Annotated in this window: 16 protein-coding genes; 13 read left to right on the top strand and 3 right to left on the bottom strand. The window is 66.0% G+C overall.

Going from position 1 to position 14,223, the window contains the following annotated elements; genetic code table 11:
• The first annotated feature begins 199 nt into the window (after positions 1-199).
• From moaC to Rhe02_RS34625, 5 genes are read left to right on the top strand one after another with little or no spacing between them, the layout of a single operon-like run.
• Positions 200-652: a cyclic pyranopterin monophosphate synthase MoaC gene (gene moaC / locus Rhe02_RS34645; RefSeq protein ID WP_275412668.1), complete on the top strand. Its 453-nt coding sequence runs from the start codon at positions 200-202 to the stop codon at positions 650-652.
• Complete coding sequence (locus Rhe02_RS34640; RefSeq protein ID WP_203912675.1) at positions 649-1,113, top strand: MogA/MoaB family molybdenum cofactor biosynthesis protein; 465 nt, start codon at positions 649-651, stop codon at positions 1,111-1,113. The genes moaC and Rhe02_RS34640 overlap by 4 nt, the downstream gene beginning before the upstream one ends.
• Entirely contained in the window at positions 1,110-2,285 is a 1,176-nt protein-coding gene (locus tag Rhe02_RS34635) for a molybdopterin molybdotransferase MoeA (protein ID WP_203912674.1), read from the top strand. Before Rhe02_RS34640 ends, Rhe02_RS34635 begins: the two co-directional genes overlap by 4 nt.
• A complete protein-coding gene (locus Rhe02_RS34630) occupies positions 2,282-2,689 on the top strand; it encodes a molybdenum cofactor biosynthesis protein MoaE (RefSeq protein ID WP_203912673.1) in 408 nt (135 codons plus the stop codon). The genes Rhe02_RS34635 and Rhe02_RS34630 overlap by 4 nt, the downstream gene beginning before the upstream one ends.
• Positions 2,690-2,707: 18 nt before the next feature.
• The gene (locus Rhe02_RS34625; protein WP_203912672.1) at positions 2,708-3,454 is read left to right on the top strand and encodes an SDR family NAD(P)-dependent oxidoreductase; all 747 of its coding nucleotides are present in this window, start codon (positions 2,708-2,710) and stop codon (positions 3,452-3,454) included.
• On the opposite strand, the gene Rhe02_RS34620 is transcribed toward Rhe02_RS34625, so the two are convergent.
• The 3 genes from Rhe02_RS34620 to Rhe02_RS34610 all read right to left on the bottom strand — a co-directional run bounded on the left by Rhe02_RS34620 (position 3,389) and on the right by Rhe02_RS34610 (position 5,905).
• On the bottom strand, positions 3,389-4,807 hold the full coding sequence (locus Rhe02_RS34620; RefSeq protein WP_203912671.1) for a glycosyltransferase 87 family protein: 1,419 nt from the start codon (positions 4,805-4,807) through the stop codon (positions 3,389-3,391). The two genes, Rhe02_RS34625 and Rhe02_RS34620, sit on opposite strands and share 66 nt — an antisense overlap.
• A 161-nt stretch (positions 4,808-4,968) precedes the next feature.
• Entirely contained in the window at positions 4,969-5,451 is a 483-nt protein-coding gene (locus Rhe02_RS34615; protein WP_203912670.1) for a DoxX family protein, read from the bottom strand.
• A gap of 10 nt (positions 5,452-5,461) precedes the next feature.
• On the bottom strand, positions 5,462-5,905 hold the full coding sequence (locus Rhe02_RS34610) for an LppU/SCO3897 family protein (protein ID WP_203912669.1): 444 nt from the start codon (positions 5,903-5,905) through the stop codon (positions 5,462-5,464).
• Positions 5,906-6,283: 378 nt separating this feature from the next.
• Between Rhe02_RS34610 and Rhe02_RS34605 the strand changes: the two genes are divergently transcribed.
• The 8 genes from Rhe02_RS34605 to Rhe02_RS34570 are packed head-to-tail and all read left to right on the top strand — an operon-like array spanning position 6,284 to position 14,177.
• Positions 6,284-6,493 carry a Flp family type IVb pilin gene (locus Rhe02_RS34605; protein ID WP_203912668.1) on the top strand — a complete coding sequence of 70 codons (210 nt, stop codon included), beginning with the start codon at positions 6,284-6,286 and terminating at the stop codon, positions 6,491-6,493.
• 26 nt (positions 6,494-6,519) lie between these two features.
• Positions 6,520-6,924 carry a TadE/TadG family type IV pilus assembly protein gene (locus tag Rhe02_RS34600; RefSeq protein ID WP_203912667.1) on the top strand — a complete coding sequence of 135 codons (405 nt, stop codon included), beginning with the start codon at positions 6,520-6,522 and terminating at the stop codon, positions 6,922-6,924.
• A complete protein-coding gene (locus Rhe02_RS34595; RefSeq protein WP_203912666.1) occupies positions 6,912-8,021 on the top strand; it encodes a pilus assembly protein TadG-related protein in 1,110 nt (369 codons plus the stop codon). The genes Rhe02_RS34600 and Rhe02_RS34595 overlap by 13 nt, the downstream gene beginning before the upstream one ends.
• A 10-nt stretch (positions 8,022-8,031) precedes the next feature.
• A complete protein-coding gene (cpaB, locus tag Rhe02_RS34590; protein ID WP_203912665.1) occupies positions 8,032-8,766 on the top strand; it encodes a Flp pilus assembly protein CpaB in 735 nt (244 codons plus the stop codon).
• A gap of 12 nt (positions 8,767-8,778) precedes the next feature.
• Positions 8,779-9,969, top strand: a complete 1,191-nt coding sequence (locus Rhe02_RS34585) for a CpaE/TadZ family protein (RefSeq protein WP_203912664.1) — start codon at positions 8,779-8,781, stop codon at positions 9,967-9,969.
• Complete coding sequence (locus Rhe02_RS34580) at positions 9,966-11,366, top strand: TadA family conjugal transfer-associated ATPase (protein ID WP_203912663.1); 1,401 nt, start codon at positions 9,966-9,968, stop codon at positions 11,364-11,366. Before Rhe02_RS34585 ends, Rhe02_RS34580 begins: the two co-directional genes overlap by 4 nt.
• Positions 11,363-13,249 (top strand): type II secretion system F family protein, encoded by a 1,887-nt coding sequence (locus tag Rhe02_RS34575; protein ID WP_203912662.1) that lies wholly within the window; start codon positions 11,363-11,365, stop codon positions 13,247-13,249. The genes Rhe02_RS34580 and Rhe02_RS34575 overlap by 4 nt, the downstream gene beginning before the upstream one ends.
• 1 nt (position 13,250) lies before the next feature.
• Positions 13,251-14,177 (top strand): type II secretion system F family protein, encoded by a 927-nt coding sequence (locus Rhe02_RS34570; RefSeq protein ID WP_203912661.1) that lies wholly within the window; start codon positions 13,251-13,253, stop codon positions 14,175-14,177.
• Positions 14,178-14,223: the final 46 nt, after the last annotated feature.

The following is a 14,223-nucleotide window of genomic DNA, read 5'->3' as shown; positions in this document are numbered from 1 at the left end:
ACTTCTGAGAAGAAGCGTAATTTCGCCACGGCGATTTAGATAGAAGAATATGCATTACAGACGAGAATGGCGATTTGTCACCCAATGTGACCGTTCGCCTACGGACCGTGCCCACATTTAGTGTCTCCTCGCTGGCAACTAGGCTCATATCGTGCCTAACACAGCATCCGAGCCGAACAGCCATAGACGACTTAGCCATGTGGACAATACCGGTAAAGCGAAGATGGTCGATGTATCGGGCAAGCCTATTTCTGCCCGTGTCGCGATAGCCGCTGGTGAGGTGCGAACGACTACGGAGGTGCTCGATCTGTTGCACACCGGCTCTATACCCAAAGGAGACGCCCTCGCCGTAGCGCGGCTGGCAGGCATCATGGCGGCCAAGCGCACTCCGGATCTTGTGCCACTTTGCCACCCGATCGCCATCCATGGCGTGACCGTGGAGCTCACCGTGATCGAGGGAGGGATTGGCATAGAAGCGCAGGTGCGAACGGCCGACCGGACCGGCGTCGAGATGGAAGCCTTGACCTGTGTGGCGGTGGCAGGGCTGACCCTGATTGACATGATCAAGGCGGTGGACCCGGCGGCGAGCATCGAGAATGTTCGAGTGCTGAGGAAAGAGGGCGGGAAAACGGGATTGTGGGTCAGACCATGAAGGCGCGCGTGATCGTGGCCTCCACCCGGGCGGCCACTGGGGTGTACGAAGACACGGGTGGGCCGATTCTGAAGCGCGGACTCGAGGAGATCGGCTGTGAGGTCGACGAAGTCGTAGTCGTCCCGGATGGGGAGCCCGTGCGGCAGGCATTGGTCTCGGCATTGGACTCCAAACCGGACGTCATTGTGACCACCGGTGGGACAGGGATCAGCCCCACCGACAAAACACCCGAGGTAACCCGCGCTTTACTCGACTATGAAGTGCCGGGTATAGCTGACGCCATCCGCCGCAGGGGTGCCACTCCGCTGGCCGCGCTGTCGAGAGGATTGGCGGGAGTAGCGGGCCGAACACTGATCGTGAACTTGCCCGGGTCGACCGGTGGAGTGCGCGATGGACTCTTGGTGCTGGCAGACTTACTGCCGCATGCGGTAGAGCAACTAAAAGGCGGCGATCATCGATGAGTCACCCGATCGACTGGCGCGAAGCGCGCAAGCTGGTCTATGCGGCGGGGCGATCGGCGCAGCTGCCGAAGGTGGTCGTGCCACTGTCCGAAGCGGACGGCCGAGTGCTCGCCGAGCCGTTGCGTTCGCGCACCCACCTGCCCGCGTTCCCGACCTCCAGCATTGACGGCTGGGCCGTGCGCGCCGCCGGTCCCTGGCGGATAGCCGGAAGGGTGCTCGCGGGCCAGGAAGCGCCGGCGCTGAACGAGGACGGCACCGCGATGGAGATCGCCACCGGTGCCATGGTTCCCGCCGGGACAACGGCCATCCTGCGGGTGGAGGAGTCGACCGAGCGCGACGGCCTGGTGTCGGGAGAGCCCAGATCCACCAAGGAGTGGCGCGAGCCGGGCGAAGAGGCGCAGGCGCAGGAGGAGCTGTTCGCGGCCGGCACTCCGGTCACGCCAGGGCTGATCGGGCTCGCCGCCGCCTGCGGGCTGGATGAGCTGAGCGTGACCCGCCAGCCACGCGCCGCCCTGCTGGTGTTCGGAGACGAGCTGCTTACCGAGGGCCAGGCAGGGGCCGGCCGGATCCGTGATGCGCTGGGCCCGGTGATGCCGAGTTATCTGGAGCGACTCGGAGCACAGTGCGTGCACCGGGTCGGGCCGATCGAAGACACCCTCGACGCGCACGTTTCCGCGATCGAAGAGGCGCTTGAGGCCGACCTCATCTGCACCACCGGCGGCACCATGCACGGGCCGGTGGATCACCTGCATCCGGCACTGGCGCGGCTGGGCGCGAAGTACGTAGTCAACACCGTGGCGGTCAGACCGGGGTTCCCGATGCTGGTCGCGGCGATCACCCGCGGCGAGCGCACCGTCTTCCTCGCCGGGCTTCCCGGCAACCCGCAATCGGCGGTGGTCGCGCTGGTCTCCCTCGTCGTGCCGCTGCTGGCCGGAATGACCGGTGCTGACGAGCCGACGCCGCATCCCATCACCTTGGCCGCGCCGGTTCCTGGGCGCGGCGACTACACGCATCTGGCGCTGGTCCGCAGGCAGCACGACTCCTGGTTCCCGGCCGTCCACGTCGGGTCGTCGATGCTGCGCGGGCTGGCCGGTGCCAGCGGGTTCGCGGTCATCCCGCCGCACAGCCAGGGACTGCCCGACCATCAGGTCGATTATCTGGAGTTGCCATGATCGTCGTGACCACCGATCCGCTGGACATCGCCGCGCACGAGGCGGCCGTCGCTGACCCGCGTGCGGGGGCGGTGGTGAGCTTCGCCGGAGTGGTACGCGACCACGACCATGGGCGCTCGGTGAGCTCGCTGACCTACGAGGCGCATCCCTCCGCCGAAAAGGTGCTGCGCGAAGTGGTCGCCGAGATCGCGCTCGACCCGGACGTGTACGAGATCGCGGTCTCGCATCGGTACGGGCCGCTGGGGATTGGGGAGGTCGCGCTCGCCGCGGCGGTGTCGACCGCCCATCGCGCCGCCGCCTTCGCCGCGTGCGCCCGCCTGGTGGACACGGTCAAGCAGCGGCTGCCCATCTGGAAGCACCAGGTATTCGCGGATGGGACGGAAGAGTGGGTCAACTGCCCCTGATAGGGGTAGGAATGGGTCATGTTGCTCGAAAAGAAAGTCGCAGCGATCTACGGCGGCGGCCCGATCGGTGGCGCGGTGGCCCGCGCGTTCACGCGTGAGGGGGCGACCGTCTTTGTGGCCGGCCGCACCCAGAGCAAGCTCGACAGCCTAGCCGAACAGATCCGCTCCGACGGTGGCTCGATCGAGACGATTACCGTTGATGCGCTTGACGAGCAGTCGGTCGATCGCTGCGTCGATTCGATCGTTGACCAAGCGGGCCGGCTCGACGTCTCTTTCTGCGTTATCGGGGTGGAAGACGTTCAGCAGCCGCTGATCAACATTTCGGTGGACGACTTCCTTCAGCCGATCACGATTGCGCTGCGGTCGCAGTTCCTGACCACCCGAGCCGCCTCACGCCACATGATCCGTCAGGGCGCCGGGGTGATCCTCACCTTCGGCGGAGGCGGCACCCAGACCATCGCCAACATGGGCGGCTTCAAGGTGTCGCTGGATGCCATGGAGAGCCTGCGCAGACAGTGGGCTGTCGAGCTTGGCCAGCACGGCGTCCGGGTGATCACCCTCAAGACGGGTGGCATCCCCGAGACGATCCCGGCTGACCTGGCCAGCCGGGAGGAGATCGCCGCCACCCTGGAAGGCGACACGCTGCTCAAGCGCACGGCCAGCCTGGCCGACGTGGGCAACGTGGCCGCCTTCGTCGTTTCAGACCAGGGACGCACCCTGACCGGAACCTTTGTCAACATCTCCTGCGGGGCGATGCTGGATTAGCGGGGGCAGGTTGACCACCCGGCGGGGAATCGGGGTGCGGCGGGTTCCCGGAATCTGCAGCGCCAGCTGGGGGCCGAACGCGGGGTCGGCTCCGGGCCGGTAGGGCAGGACGACCACCAGGACGATCAGCGCGATCGCGAACGAATTCTCCATGATCACGCCGAACATGCCGTCGGCGTAGTGCGAGACCGCCGGGAACTGGTGCTCGTAGGGCCAGATGGGCGAGACCAGGAAAAGGACATAGAGCGCAAGCGCACCGGCGGCATGCCGGGCACCGGTCAGCGCGGGGAACCAGATGGGCTCCCGCAAGCCCGGCGTCGCGCTGCCGCGGGCGATGATGCCACGGCTGGCGCTGCGCCGGCGGATCGCCTGATCGAGAAGGGCGATCATCGCCGGGATGACCCAGACCAGATGGTGTGACCAGGAGATCGGACTGACCACATTGGAGGTCAGCCCGACCAGGGTGAAGGCCGTCAGCTCATCGCCTTCCGCGTGCGAGGCGCGGGCACGGGACAGGCCGATCGCGAGCAGCACCAGGGTGAAGCTGATCCACAGCAAACCGGGGGCGTGGGCGGTGTCGTGCAGCCGCGCGAGCACGCCCGCGAGCGACTGGTTCGGCGTCATGTCGGCGACGCCCACCCGCTCGGTCTGCCAGATCACGCTTCCCCAATAGGTGGCGGACTCCTCTGGTACCACGAAATGGGTAAAGACCGTCGCACCCAGGGCGGTCGCGCCCGCGGTGAGCGAGGTGCGCCACTGCTTGCTCACCAGCAGATAGATGATGAACAGCGCGGGCGTGAGCTTGATGGCGGTGGCCAGCCCGATGCCGATGCCGGCCCAGCGCCAGCCACGCCGCAACGCTATGAGATCGGCGATGATCAGGCCGAAGAGGAGAAGGTTCACCTGGCCGAAGCCGAGGCTTTCGCGTACCGGCTCGATGGCGGCCAGCGCGGGCACGGCCAGCGCCACGACCCACCAGCTCGGCCAGCGAAGCCGGGTGGCCAAGGGGCGCAACAAAGCCGCGCACACGAAGACGAGCGTCGCCAGTCCAAAAACGACGTTAAGCCACGCCGCGTCGATGGTGGTGAACGCGGCCATCGGCAGCATGGTCAGCGCCGCGAATGGAGGGTAGGTAAAGCCGAGTGTCGTGCGAGGAGCGATGTACTCGTAGAGCTCGCCGCCCTGTGTCCACCAGGCCATTGCGCCGTGATAAATCTTCATGTCGAAGAAGTCATACGGCCGCCCGAAAGCCTTGACCGCCAGCCAGGCGGCGTAACAGGCCACGGCTACGATGCCGAGCCGGGCAAACATTCGCAATGGGCTGGAAGTTCTGCGCCCGCCGATCACCGGCATGGAGCCGATACCTCCGTCTAACTTGTCCCGATCACTTCTGCCAACCAGCCTAGATCTGCCCGGCAGATGGTTAGGTCCCGTGTTACCCGACCGTGTCTCATCCCACACTGATTTGCGACATTTCTAACTGGTTAACGGCGTCGGGCCAATTGGGGCATCCGCTAATTTTCGCTGGTAGTGACCTTCTTCTTGGCATTCCTGAGAGCCCGCTGGGTGCGCCAGCTCAAACTCGGTGAACCAGCTGTATCCGCGGCGGCGAGCAGTAAACCTCCGAGCAATCCGAGATTCTTCGCGAAATGCAGCTGTGCCTCACGCCGGGCCGTGCCGTTAGACATCGTCCAAAATGGATAGTTCACGACCGTGGCCGGAATGAGGGTGCCGGCCAGGACCGCGGCCGCCGGGCGAGGGGCCGTTCCGGTGGCGAGCATCAGGCCGGCGCCGACCTGGACCACCCCGTTGATCTGCACCAGCGACTTCGCCTCGGTGGGCAGGCGGGAGTCGATGCTCTTCAGAAGCGGCGCCACCTGGTCGGCCAGGGGCTCAGCCTGGGCTGCGTATCGCTTGGCATGAAGTATCGCGTGCGCACCGGCCGCGACGAACAAGCCGCCGAGCAAGGCCCGAGCCAGGCCTCGAACAGGTCTCATTCAGCCATTATCAGGGGCGTTTCCGCATACACAGGACAAAATCGAAACTGTCCCCGAGATCGCTGTCATAAAAATAGTGATATCGGTACCCCGGAACGCTGCGGCATTCCTCGACGTTGGTGGTGCCCTCCTTGCGCTCGAGCACCTCGAGCGAGCCGGGCTCACACTTGACCATGATCAGGTCGGGCTTGGTGTCCGTCCCCTGGTTGAGCACGCACTCACCGGGCTTGGCGAACCGGGCCGACTGGGCAAGCTTGGCCGGGCCGGAGGTGGCCGGCGCGACGGGCTGAGGCTCGGCCCGGCTGCTCTTACTCAGCGGGTTGGGCAACACGTCGAGCAGCACCAGTACCAAGGAGAAAATCAGCAACGCGGCCACGAAGCCGACGATGCCGAGAATGGCGGGCCCGGCGCCACCGAGGCGTGGGCGGGGTGGGTCAAAATCCTGATCTGCCATGGTGGTAGCACCGTAGCGCGTCGTCGCGATCTCCAAGCGGGGTGTTGTCGGTAAGGCGACTTGACGTGATCAATTGGCTTGTGCCCCGATTCTTGCGCCCGGCGGCAGCTCGACATTGCCCGAATTGATCGCTCTTGAGGGCACCTGTCATCGGCTGATCGGGCGATCAACATGTCACGGACCGTGTCGCGGCGACGTCAATTGATCTCTCCGCCCGGTTAGATCATCTCGTCAAGTGAAGCGCCAGCATGTCATGACATCTGAGTGACGGGACAGCGCTAGGTCGGCAAGCTCGGAAAACGTCGGCCAGTCGGCCGGATTCTGCCGTGGACCGGTCGCGTTTCTCGCGCCGGCTGTCACAGGGGGTGCACCCGCACAATGCTCAAGCTCTTCACCATGGCCCAGGTCCGCCTGGCCATCGTCAAGGACCGCGGCGCGACAGCCGCGGAATACGGCCTGATTATCGCCCTGGTTGCCGCCGTGATCTTCGCAGTCGTGGTGACCCTGGGCAGCGAGATCAGCGCGATGTTCGACGAAACGTGCGACAAGATCGCGTCCAAGACCGCCAAGTCCGGGAACAGCTGCTGATTCGCGGCGATTGGAGGGGAGGGGCCATGACGGATAGGCGTGACCGCGGTGCTGCCGCGGTTGAGATGGCCCTCCTCTTGCCTCTCCTGCTCATGCTCATTTTCGGGATCATCGAGTTCGGGCTGTTGCTGACCGCTCAGATCGGTGTCACCGAAGCGGCACGCGAAGGTGCTCGGGCCGCGACCGTCGACCCCAGCGCTTCCGCCGCGCGGGACCGAGTCCGCCTCTTCGACTCCAGCTACAACATCGTCGCCGCGGACAGCCACGGCTGCGGCGCGAATCCCGCGCCGGGTGACAACGCGGTGATCGTGGTGACCTACGAGTACGAGTTCCTCACCCCGCTGGGCGGCCTGGTGTCCATGCTCGGCGGCGGTTCGTGGGGCGACAGCGTCGACGTCTATGCCACAGGGGTCATGCCATGCCGCGCTTGAGCGCCGACGGCGACCGCGGGGCGGTCTCCTCGATCGTCGTGATGTTGATGGCGACCGGGGTCCTTCTCGGCATGACCGCGATGGTCGTCGACGTCGGCCAGCTTTACGCCGAACGCGAGGAACTGCAGTCGGGGGCCGACTCGGCGGCGATGACCGTGGCGCTGGACTGCGTCAAACGGCGCTCGGCGTGCACCACCCAGGCCCTGGCCAAAGCGGAGAACGTGGCCGACGCCAACGCTGGTGACGGGCGGGCCAACATCGAAGAGCTCTGTGGCCGGGACAACCGATGGACCGTGCCGACCTGCCTGCCGGACGGCACCGTCAATCTGGCCGACTGCATCGGAAACGTCCGCGCCGGCGTGAACTACGTCCAGGTGCGCACCCGGACAGAGGTCGCCACCGACGAATTCGTGCTGCCCTTCGCCTTTGCGCAGAGCATGGCCGGGATCGGCGAAGGCGCCACGGTCGGGGCGTGCTCGCGGGTGGCCTACGGGCCACCGCGGCTCGAGCTGGGCCTCACGATTTCGGCCTGCGAGTACGAGCGCACGCGCGGCAACACCGTCGCCGGCCCGCCCTGGCCGCCGGATCCGCCCGCGCACCGCGAGGTGCAGCTGGGCGACCACGATCACACGGCCCACTTTTGCGGTGCGGCGCCGCCGCCTGCCGGCTGGGGCTGGCCAAACGACGTGGGCATGTTCGACAACACCGACGGAAGGTGCTTCACCCAAGTCGAGGCCGACCTGACCTACGACGGGAACGACACCCATCTGCCGTCCCTCGAATGCCGCAACCGGTTGGCCCAGTTGCGTTCCAGCCGTCAAGTCATCGCCCTGCCCGTCATCGACGGCGAGCGGGGAAGCGGATCGAGCACTCGCTATCACCTGTACCGGCTGGCCGCATTCGTGGTCACCGGGTACTCGATGCACGGATTTCATGCGCCTTCCACGGTGAGCTCAGGCTTCGGGGACTGCGATCCACTCGATCCGCACGAGGTCTGCATCTTCGGCTACTTCATCGACCTCGACTTCCTCCCGGGCGAAGTGGGACCTGACCCCGGCATCGACCTCGGGCTCTTGGCAATTAAGACAATCGGATAAGGAACCCTCGATGACCCGGCGCATTATCGGCGTGTTGCTCGCCCTCGTCCTTGCCGTCATAGGCACGGGCGCCGTGCTGTTCTACGTCAACGAGACCAGGAAATCGGTGGTCGACGGCCAGGCCGCGGTCACCGTGCTGGTCGCGACCCAGCGGATTCCGGCCGGCACCTCGGGCGAGTCCATCAAGACCAAGGGTTTCGTCGAGGAGCTGGTGGTGCCCGCGGCCACGGTTCCGGCTGACTCGCTGACCGCGGTCGCGGGCGACCTGGACAAGCTGGTCCTGACCCACGACGTGCAGCCCCGGCAACTGTTGCTCAAGGGCATGTTCGGCGCGGCCACCAAGCTTTCCGGCGGCGTCGCGCTGCCGGAGAAGATGCTCGCGGTGAGCATCAAGACAGCGGTGGAGGAGGAGGTCGGCGGGTTCGTCCGGCCCGGCTCCCAGGTGGCCATCTTCGTCACGCTTGAGCCCGACGGCAAGGAACAGGTCACCAAGCTGCTCCTGCCGCGAGTGGAAACCCTGGCCGTCGGGGCCTACGGGCAGGACGCCGCCACCTCGACCCAGAACGATGACGAGTCGCTCGCGAACGGGACGGTGACCCTGCTGGTCACCGTCGCGGTAAACCAGGCCGACGCGGAGCGGTTGATTCACGCGATCCGTGTCGGGGAGCTGTATCTCGCGCTTCTCACCGACACCTCAGAGGTGCGCCCCGGAGCCGGAGTGGACCTGCCTACCCTGCTGCGGTAAAGGACAAAGGCAATGACGATCATCTTTGAGATGCTGGAAGGCGAGCATCTAGCTGTCCTGCTCGGCGAGGCGGTTCTGGTGGATACACCGGAGTCGTTGGTGGAGCGGGTGAATGCCGACCCCGAAGAAATACTGGTGGTGCTCGGCCCCAACATCTCCATCGAGGACGCGCTGGGCTTCGCCGATCAGTGCCGGATTCGCCGGCCCATGCTCGGCGTGGTGCTGCTGCGCGACGAGGTCGATGTCGAGCTGATGACCGATGCGCTGCGCGCCGGGATCCGTGAGGTGGTGCGCACGGGTGACCATCCGGCGATCCTGGCTGCCTGTGCGCGCTCGCAGGACATCTCGCGGCAGCTGATCGTGCGCCAGGCACTTCTTACCGCCAACGAATCCGGGGACGCCGCTTCGGGGCCGCAGGTGATGATCGAAGGCCAGGTGATCACGGTCTTCTCCGCAAAGGGTGGCTGTGGCAAGACGACCATCGCCACCAACCTGGCGGTGGCGCTGGCCGAGGGCGGCAAGCGGCGGGTCTGTCTGATCGATCTAGATCTTGCTTTCGGCGACGTCGCCATCATGCTCCAGCTCGCTCCGGAGCGGACCATCGCCGATGCCATCGGGGTCGCCGACCGGTTGGACGACATCGGTTTCCGGATGCTGCTCACTTCGTACCGGCCGGGGATCGAGGTGCTGATGGCGCCGGTGCAGCCGATGGCCGCGGAACGGATCGGGCGCGATCTGGTCACTGAGATCATTCAGATGGCCCGCACCTCGTTCGACTACGTGGTGATCGACACTGCCAGTGCTTTCAGCGAGCAGATTCTCGCCGCGCTGGACGTCACCCACCACTACGTCCTGGTGGCCACGCCCGAGTTGCCTTCGCTGAAGAACCTTCGGGTCACCCTGGACACCTTCGAGCTGCTCGACTATCGGCGCGAGGCACGCACGGTGGTGCTCAACCGGTCGGACTCCAAAGTGGGCCTCACCATGGCCGACATCGAGAAGGTGCTGCGCGTCCCGATCGCCGGGCACATTCCGAGCAGCCGCGATGTTCCGCTGTCGGCCAACAACGGGGTGCCGCTGATGGTCTCGCATCCGAACCATCCCGTGAGCGCAGCGATCAAAGACCTTGCCAAGAAGCGACTCGTGCCCGACGGCAAGCGCGCCAAACGCGGCTTCTTCTCGCGAGGTGGAAAAGGGCGATGAGTCTTCAGGAACGACTGGGACTGACCGGGGCGCCCGAGGGCCCCTCGGTGAGCCCCCTGCCGATGCCGATTTCCTCTGTACCCATCAACGGTCTCGGGGTCGGCCGGCGCAACAGCCGCCGCGCCTACGATCCGCTCGCCGCGGTGCGAAAGCGTGCCCACCAAGCGTTGCTGGAGTTGCTCGGCCCGCAGCTCTACGAGACCGTCGACAGCGACACCGAATTGGACAAGCGGGTTCGCGAGGCGTTGCCCGGGGTTCTCAACGCCGAGGAAACCCCGCTCACCGCCACCGACCGCGCCTTGGCCTATCGCCAGATCCTGGACGAAGTCCTCGGACACGGCCCGATCGAGCCGCTGCTGCGCGACCCGGAGGTCACCGAGATCATGGTGAACGCCTGGGACCGCATCTACGTTGAGCGCTACGGCCACATCCATCCGGTCGACGCCGCCTTCATGGACGAGGCTCACCTGCGTCGTGTGATCGACAAGATCGTGTCCCGGGTGGGGCGGCGGGTCGACGAGGCGTCGCCGATGGTGGACGCCCGGATGCCCGACGGCAGCCGGGTCAACGCTGTCGTTCCGCCGATCGCCTTGGACGGGGCGGCGCTGACTGTTCGTAAGTTCGCCGCCGAGCCGTTCACCGTCGCCGACCTGATCAAACTTGGCACCTTCCCGCCACAGGTCGCCCAGCTTCTCGAGGCGTGTGTGCAGGGCCGGCTCGACATCGTCGTTTCAGGCGGCACCGGTACCGGGAAGACAACGCTTTTGAATGTTATTTCTTCCTTCCTTCCGGCCGACGACCGCATCATCACCATTGAGGACTCGGCTGAGCTTCGTCTGGCTCAGGAACATGTGCTGCGCATGGAGTACAGGCCGCCGAACATCGAGGGCAAGGGCGAAATCACGATCCGCGACCTGGTCCGCAACGCGCTTCGGATGCGCCCCGACCGCATCGTGGTCGGCGAGGTCCGCGACGGCGCGGCCCTGGACATGTTGCAGGCCATGAATACCGGCCACGATGGCTCGCTGACGACCGTGCACGCGAACACCCCGCGTGACTCGCTGGCCCGTCTGGAAACAATGGTGCTCATGGCCGGCATGGACCTGCCGGTGCGGGCGATCCGCGAGCAGGTGGCCAGCGCGGTCGACCTCATCATCCAGCTGGCCCGGCTCCGCGATGGCTCCCGCCGCATCACCCACATCACCGAAGTCACCGGGATGGAGGGGGATGTGATCACCATGCAGGACCTGTTCACCTTCGACCTGCGGGCCGGCCATGATCAGATGGGACGGCACCAGGGGATGTTGCGCAGCACCGGGTTGCGGCCCAGGTTCATGGAAACCTTCGCTGACCACGGGATCACGCTGCCGGTGGAGCTGTTTGGCCGGGGCCGATGATCAAAGCGGTAATGATGGTCGTGGCCGTACTGGCCACGCCGAACATGGCTGCGGAGCCGAGCCTGGCCGTCTCCGGGTTGCGCGAGGAAGCCGGACTCGTGGAGTTCTACGTCTCGGCGCAGGATCCTCCGGCCAGCGGGAAGATCGAACAGATCACGGTCTCGGTCGAAGGCCGCGCGCTCGAGGTGAAGACCGAACGGAAGTCCAGCAACACCAACAGCAATCCGGGTCGGGCCGCGGTCGTCGTGCTGGACACCTCGGCGTTGATGGCCGGTGACCCCATGGCGGAGGTCAAAACCGCTGCGGTGGCCTATCTTTCCCAGCTGCCGTCGGATGTCACTGTCGCAGTGGTGTCGGCTGGGCAGCCGCCCCAGGTGGTGCAGCCGCTGACCAACGACCGCGCCATCGCCATCAAGAAGGTCAAAGAGCTCACCACCGCGGGCGAAACGTCTGTCCACGATGCCATTCTGAGCGCGACTTCGATGATGGCCGTCGGCAACTGGAGCCAGCGCCGAGTGGTCGTGCTTGCCGGCGGCGAGGACACCGCCTCCGATGCCACCGATGATGTGCTGACAAAGTCCACCCGCACCGCGAACATCCCGTTGGACCTCATCGCCTACCGGACAACCGAAGGAGTCCTGGCTCCGCTGGGCGCTCTGGCCACTCAGACCGGCGGCCGGATCTACACGACCGCCGCCGCCCCGGCGCTGAACAACATCTTCGCCAAGGCGGCGGAGTCGTTCAGTCCGCTGCTGCTGGTACAGGTTTCGGTCCCCCCGGAATTCAGTGGCAAGCAGAGCAAGCTTCAGATCGCCCTCGGCGAGATGAAAACCGAAGTGCCGGTGAAGTTCGCACTCGACATGCGCGGCGGTGGACCGCTGCCCAGCCGCGACGCGCCTCCGCCCAGCCCGACCAACCTTTTGCTGATCGGGGGCCTGGCCTTCGTTGCCCTGCTGGTGCTCGGCCTGAGCGTGGTCACACCGATCTTCACCCGTGCGGAGCATAGGCGCAGGCTCGCTCAGGTCACCCACTTCACCGCGCCGAAACCCAAGCGGCCCTCCATTTCCGACATGGACCACACCAATCAGGTGGCACAGGCCGCGTTGGCCTTCTCGGCACAGGTCGTCAAATCGGCGAACGCCGAGGGCAGGATCACGCAACAGCTGGACCGGGCCGGAATCCGCCTGCGTCCACACGAGTGGGTGCTGCTTCGGGCCGTCGTCTCGCTGGGCCTGGCGGTGCTGCTGGCGATCCTGATACACCCGATCGGCGGGTTTGTGCTCGGTGGCGTGCTCGGGGTGGCCATCACCTCGCTCTACCACCGCAATCGCGCCACCAAGCGGGCCAACGCTTTCAGCGAGCTGCTACCCGACGCGCTCCAGCTGATCATCGGTTCGCTGCGGGCGGGTTTCTCGCTGCACCAGGCGGTCGACGCGATGGTTCGCGAGCTGCCGGACCCGATCGCCACCGACTTCGGGCGGGCGCTGGGCGAGACACGGCTCGGCATGGATCTCGAGGATGCCCTTGACCGGATGGCGGCCCGGGTCCGCAACCGGGACCTCTCCTGGGCGGTGGTCGCCATCCGCGTGCAGCAGGAGGTGGGAGGCAATCTCGCCGAGGTGCTTTCCAACACGGTGGACACGATCCGCGACCGGGAATCGGTGCGCCGCCATGTACAAGCGCTATCGGCCGAAGGCCGGCTCACCGCGTGGGTGCTGCTCGCTCTGCCGGCGATCGTCGGCACCCTCATGTTCTGGTTCCGCGGCGAATACGTCCGGCCGCTCTACACCCATCCGATCGGAATCATGATGAGCATCGTGGGAGTGGCACTGGTGGCGCTGGGCGGATTCTGGCTAAGCCGACTGGTGAAGGTCGAGGTCTGAGATGCCGGCAGACAAGGTGCTCCTCGTCGGAGCGGGCTTGATATTCGTGGCGATCGCCATCGCCGCCTTCATTTTCATCTCCGGAAGCATCGGCCGCCGTGGAGTCGCCAGAGCGCTGGCCTCGATCGATCGTGACTACGCGCCCGGCAGCGCCAACCCCTCCGAAGAAGGCCTGCGGCACCGAATGAGCCCGGCCGTCCAGCAGGTCACCACCCTGGGCAAGTCGTTGACGCCCAAGGGTGCCACCGCCTGGCTGGGCCGCTGGCTCGACTATGCGGGCAACCCGCCCGCGTGGCCGCCGTCGCGGGTAATGGAGATGCAGGGCCAGGGATTGCTGCTCTTCGCCATCCTCGGCGGTATTTACGGATTCGTGTTAGGACTGTCCGTCGCGGCCATCCTGGTGTCCGTCGTCGTGGGGGCGATCTTTGGATTCTGGCTGCCGTTCCTCGTCGTCTACAACGTGGCGGTCCGGCGGCAGGACCAGGTGCGGCGGCAACTGCCGGACGTGCTCGACCTGCTCACCCTTTCCGTGGAAGCCGGTCTCGGCTTCGACGCGGCCACCGCCCAGGTCGTCGTGACGATGCCGGGGGCGCTGTCGCGCGAGTTCGCCCGCCTGCTGCACGGGATGCAGATGGGTCAGCAGCGCGGCGAGGCGCTCAGGGCGCTGGCCGCCCGTACCAATGTGCTCGAACTGCGCGCGGTGGCCAGCTCCCTCGTCCAGGCCGGCGAACTCGGCGTACCGACCGCGCAGGTGCTGCGCGAACAGGCGCGCCAGATGCGGGTGAAGCGCCGTCAGCGAGCCGAGGAAGAGGCACGCAAACTCCCGGTAAAGGTGATCTTCCCGCTGATCCTCTGCCTCTTTCCGGTGCTATTCATCCTGATCATCGGCCCCGGAGCAATAAACATCATGGACGCGCTAACGCGATGATTCTGGCGCGTGCAAAGCAACGCGCGGCAGCGCCGCTCGAGAGCCA

The sequence above is a fragment of the Rhizocola hellebori genome, assembly GCF_016862955.1.
GTDB lineage: Bacteria > Actinomycetota > Actinomycetes > Mycobacteriales > Micromonosporaceae > Rhizocola > Rhizocola hellebori.
This window is presented reverse-complemented; position numbering and strand designations above follow the sequence as displayed.

Bases quoted from the DNA above. Each gene is read 5' to 3' on its own strand.
- Rhe02_RS34640 (WP_203912675.1), top strand. From the start codon at position 649: ATGAAGGCGCGCGTGATCGTGGCCTCCACCCGGGCGGCCACTGGGGTG.
- Rhe02_RS34635 (WP_203912674.1), top strand. From the start codon at position 1,110: ATGAGTCACCCGATCGACTGGCGCGAAGCGCGCAAGCTGGTCTATGCG.
- Rhe02_RS34630 (WP_203912673.1), top strand. From the start codon at position 2,282: ATGATCGTCGTGACCACCGATCCGCTGGACATCGCCGCGCACGAGGCG.
- Rhe02_RS34625 (WP_203912672.1), top strand. From the start codon at position 2,708: ATGTTGCTCGAAAAGAAAGTCGCAGCGATCTACGGCGGCGGCCCGATC.
- Rhe02_RS34620 (WP_203912671.1), bottom strand. From the start codon at position 4,807: ATGCCGGTGATCGGCGGGCGCAGAACTTCCAGCCCATTGCGAATGTTT.
- Rhe02_RS34615 (WP_203912670.1), bottom strand. From the start codon at position 5,451: ATGAGACCTGTTCGAGGCCTGGCTCGGGCCTTGCTCGGCGGCTTGTTC.
- Rhe02_RS34610 (WP_203912669.1), bottom strand. From the start codon at position 5,905: ATGGCAGATCAGGATTTTGACCCACCCCGCCCACGCCTCGGTGGCGCC.
- Rhe02_RS34605 (WP_203912668.1), top strand. From the start codon at position 6,284: ATGCTCAAGCTCTTCACCATGGCCCAGGTCCGCCTGGCCATCGTCAAG.
- Rhe02_RS34600 (WP_203912667.1), top strand. From the start codon at position 6,520: ATGACGGATAGGCGTGACCGCGGTGCTGCCGCGGTTGAGATGGCCCTC.
- Rhe02_RS34595 (WP_203912666.1), top strand. From the start codon at position 6,912: ATGCCGCGCTTGAGCGCCGACGGCGACCGCGGGGCGGTCTCCTCGATC.
- cpaB (WP_203912665.1), top strand. From the start codon at position 8,032: ATGACCCGGCGCATTATCGGCGTGTTGCTCGCCCTCGTCCTTGCCGTC.
- Rhe02_RS34585 (WP_203912664.1), top strand. From the start codon at position 8,779: ATGACGATCATCTTTGAGATGCTGGAAGGCGAGCATCTAGCTGTCCTG.
- Rhe02_RS34580 (WP_203912663.1), top strand. From the start codon at position 9,966: ATGAGTCTTCAGGAACGACTGGGACTGACCGGGGCGCCCGAGGGCCCC.
- Rhe02_RS34575 (WP_203912662.1), top strand. From the start codon at position 11,363: ATGATCAAAGCGGTAATGATGGTCGTGGCCGTACTGGCCACGCCGAAC.
- Rhe02_RS34570 (WP_203912661.1), top strand. From the start codon at position 13,251: ATGCCGGCAGACAAGGTGCTCCTCGTCGGAGCGGGCTTGATATTCGTG.